The 4,103-nt window shown below is 35.0% G+C and carries 4 protein-coding genes; all 4 read left to right on the top strand.

Annotated elements, in window-relative coordinates:
• The coding region (locus tag V7183_RS23060) for an ABC transporter permease subunit (RefSeq protein WP_335360967.1) at positions 1–771 on the top strand (771 nt) is incomplete at its 5' end.
• On the top strand, positions 768–1,766 hold the full coding sequence (locus V7183_RS23055) for an ABC transporter permease (protein WP_335360966.1): 999 nt from the start codon (positions 768–770) through the stop codon (positions 1,764–1,766). The genes V7183_RS23060 and V7183_RS23055, both read left to right, overlap by 4 nt.
• Positions 1,763–2,806, top strand: coding sequence for an autoinducer 2 ABC transporter substrate-binding protein LsrB (lsrB, locus tag V7183_RS23050; RefSeq protein WP_335360965.1), 1,044 nt, complete (start codon positions 1,763–1,765; stop codon positions 2,804–2,806). The genes V7183_RS23055 and lsrB overlap by 4 nt, the downstream gene beginning before the upstream one ends.
• A gap of 173 nt (positions 2,807–2,979) precedes the next feature.
• Positions 2,980–4,026 (top strand): DUF2332 domain-containing protein, encoded by a 1,047-nt coding sequence (locus V7183_RS23045; protein WP_335360964.1) that lies wholly within the window; start codon positions 2,980–2,982, stop codon positions 4,024–4,026.
• The last annotated feature ends 77 nt before the right edge of the window (positions 4,027–4,103 follow it).

Below are 4,103 nucleotides of genomic sequence, written 5' to 3'. Positions count from 1 at the left end.
GGTTCTATTATGGGATTAAGCGCAGCGATTTGTGGGATGTTTTTGACAAATGGTAATAGTATTTTAATTTCAATCATTGTTGCAATCTTGTTTGGAGCTGTCATTGGAATGATAAATGGAATTGGGGTTACGAAGTTTCGTGTACCAGCAATTATTATGACGCTAGGAATGTTAGGAATTATTAGAGGAACAATGTTGATATATACAGGAGGAAAATGGATTGAAGATATTCCTAATAATTATAAGCGGATATCTGCTGTTACGATACTAGGGTTTCCAATTACAGTATGGATTGTTTTTGGCATTTTACTATTATTATATATTTTTTTAACGAAAGCACCTTTTGGAAGATATTTTTATGCTGCCGGAGATAATGAAGACGGAGCGCGTCTTATTGGAATACCGGTAGACAAGGTGAAAATATATGCATTTATTATTTCAGGAATAAGTGCAGGGGTTGCAGGATGCCTATTTGTGATGAATATTGGATTTGTTCCAAATCAAACTGGCACAGGAATAGAGCTGCAAGTAATTGCTGCTGCTGTTTTAGGTGGAATACATCTAAAAGGTGGAACAGGTTCTATATTCGGCGCAGCACTAGGAGCAATTTTTTTAGAGGTTATAAGTAGTTCATTAGTCTTTTTAAAAATACCAGCTTTTTGGAATAGCGCCATATCAGGATTTTTACTTTTGCTTATTATCATATTGGATAGCATATTAAAAAAATGGAAGGAAATGCGGCATTTAGAAGGGAGGAGAATGAACCTATGAAGTATGCACGTGGACTTTTAAGATGGGAAGGAGCTCTTATTGTATTACTTATCATAGAGTTTATTCTCTTTGGTTTGTTAAACAGTGATTTCTTTAATATTAGTAATTTACTTTTCAGTATGAATGATTTCATTTTCATTACCATTGCAGCAATTCCGATGACTTTTGTAATCGTAACAGGTGGAATCGATGTATCTGTAGGATCTATTATGGGGCTTACTTCAATTCTAATCGGTGTGCTCTGGATGAACGGTATTTCAATTGTTTTAGCTGTCATCATTGCCCTATTTGTGAGTTGTTTAGCAGGGGGATTGAATGGCGTCATTATTAAAATGACAGGTGTGGAACCTCTTGTGATTACACTCGGAACGATGTTTTTATACTCGGGGATTGCTCTTGTAGTTTCAGGAGGTTCAAATGCAGCTGGGTATGAAGGGATAAGTGGATTACCAAATCCTTATGTACAACTGGCAAACGGTAGTTTTATAGGAATTCCTAATTTATTATGGCTACTTTTATTTTTAACGGCAGTATTTGCAATATTATTTCATCGAACAATATATGGCCGTCATGCCAAATTAATAGGTGCAAATGAAAACACAGCTAAATATTCAGGTATCCGAACGAAAAAGGTAGTTATTATTGCCTATGTTCTGTCCGGGTTAGGAGGTGGATTAGGGGGGGCTTTTTTAACCGCGTATATCGGTTCAGCACGTGCCGATATTGGAAGTGAAGCAATTTTACCAGTTATTACGGCAGTTGTATTAGGTGGCACACTTATCACTGGTGGGAAAGGAAGTATTTTCGGAACAGTACTAGCAAGTATATTTATTGGTATGATGCAGTACGGTTTACAAATGACAGGTTTAACGAATGAACAGTCAAATGTAGTTATTGGTATTATACTTATCCTCTCCGTTATTATTAGGCATTTCAAATTACAGCAACTCACTATGTGGAAAAGAAGGAATTTGCATAAGGGGGAAATGTCATGAAAAGAAAACTAGGGATCTTTATTATTATATGCAGTTGTATTATCGGTTTAATTGCATGTTCTAGCCAAACAGCAGATAAGAAAAAAGCAGATGATGTGAAATTCGCATTCATTCCCAAATTAACAGGAGTTGGTTTCTTTACATCAGGGGGTGAAGGTGCAAAAGAAATGGGAGATAAGTTAGGTGTGAAAGTGAAATATGATGGACCGTCAGAGGCAAGTGTATCAGGCCAAGTGAAGTATATAAATAATTTTATTAATCAAAACTATGATGCATTAATGGTCTCATCTACATCGGTTGATGGACTTTCACAATCATTACAGCGAGCGAAGAAAAAAGGGATGACCGTTTTAACGTGGGATTCTGATGTGAATCCGAAAGACCGTTCATTTTATATAAGTCAAGGAACACCAGAACAACTTGCGAATTTATTAATTCAAATGACATCATCACAAATTGGAGATAAGGGGAAGGTAGCATTCTTTTATTCAAGCCCAACTGTAACAGATCAAAACCAATGGGTAACGAAAGCAAAAGAGATTATAAAGGAAAAATATCCGAATTGGGAAATTGTAACGACGCAGTATGGTGAAAATAATGCGCAAAAATCATTATCAGTTGGAGAGAGTATTTTGAAAACGTATCCAGATATTAACGCAGTGATTTGTCCAGATGCGACAGCACTTCCAGCAATGGCACAAGCAGCGGAGAATTTAAAAATGGATAAAAAGATAGTAGTTACAGGATTTTCAACACCAAACGTAATGCGTGATTACGTGAAACGTGGAACTGTTCAACAATTTGGACTATGGGATGTAAAACAACAAGGTGCGCTTGCAACCTATGTTGCAAATGAAATTGTGGTAAAAGGAAAGAAATTAAAAGTTGGTGATAGTTTCGAAGTTCCAAAGATTGGGAAAGTGAAAGTGGAACCGAATTCTATTCAAGGCTATGACTACGAAGCAGATGGAAATGGAATTATCGTATTGCCAGAACGAGTTGTGTTTACGAAGGATAATATTGATAAATATAATTTCTAATGATGAAATGAAAAACGTCCGGTATTTTATCGGACGTTTTTATTATGCTATTCTATTAAAACTTTTTTATTCAACTTAGTACCCCTTTTCACAAAATGAGCAAAAATATCCTAATTATTGTTATTTATGATAAAATAATTCTGAATATTAAATTTATAAAAGGTGGGATATACTTGCTTACACAAGAACAAATCTCAAACTTATTCAGAAATTTTTCCGTAAAAGAATGTAAAGGATCAAGCGATTTATACGAGCATTTATCATTAAAAATTTCAGAAGATGATGAACTAATTGCATTAGCCTCACACGCACAGCCTGATCAGCCAGTCCCTAATTTGTTACTAGGTGCGGTTCATTATTTATTATTAAAAGGGAATGATCATGTTTTAAAAAAATATTATGGAAGTCTTGTTGTAAACCCTGAAAAGAATTTGGAGCAAGCTTTCCAGCAGTTTAAAGACTTTTGCCAGCTTCATAGAGAAGAAATTATCTCTATCTTAAAAAACAAATTAGTACAAACAAATGAAGTAAGGCGATGCGCTTATTTATATACGAGTTTTTGTTATATCTTTAATAAAGTTCAGAAACCTTTGGCTTTAATTGAGATTGGGACAAGTGCGGGATTACAACTGTTTTGGGATCAATATAGCTATTCGTATGGAACAGGAGAGGTATATGGAAATATACATTCAAACGTTCATTTGAAATCAGAAATCAAAGGAGAGAATCAGCCATTTTTCTCACAACAGAGTCCACCTGTCGTAGAAAGGATTGGACTGGATTTACATATCAATGATTTAAATAATGAGGAAGATTATGTATGGTTACGTTCGCTTATTTGGCCTGAGCACAAAGAAAGACTTGAAATGTTTGACAATGCAGCAGCTTGTTTAAAAGAACAATCTGTGAAGTTAATAGAAGGGGATGGAGTGTCTCTTCTTTCAGAAATTGCAGAGCAACTTCCAGAGGATGCGGTAATTTGTGTTTTCCATACACATGTAGCAAATCAAATACCAGAGAATGTAAAGCATAAACTAGTGGATCAGATTAAAGAAATTGGTGCAAGACGAGATGTATGTCATCTATATAACAATATGTGGGATAGGGACCTTCATCTTGATTACTTTATTAGTGGAAAAGAATACCGTGAAACTGTTGGTGAAACAGATGGACATGCACGGTGGTTTAGCTGGAGGTTGGAAGATAAATCGTTTTGCTAGATTTTATCTGTATAGAAAAATAAATAAAAATCATTTTTATTTATAATTACATATGTTGAATTAGCACACAGAAGACT

It is taken from the genome of Bacillus sp. JJ1127 (assembly GCF_036965845.1).
GTDB lineage: Bacteria > Bacillota > Bacilli > Bacillales > Bacillaceae_G > Bacillus_A.
This window is presented reverse-complemented; position numbering and strand designations above follow the sequence as displayed.

What these genes read in the sequence shown, in the direction of transcription:
- V7183_RS23055 (WP_335360966.1), top strand. Translation starts at nt 768, where the DNA reads ATGAAGTATGCACGTGGACTTTTAAGATGGGAAGGAGCTCTTATTGTA.
- lsrB (WP_335360965.1), top strand. Translation starts at nt 1,763, where the DNA reads ATGAAAAGAAAACTAGGGATCTTTATTATTATATGCAGTTGTATTATC.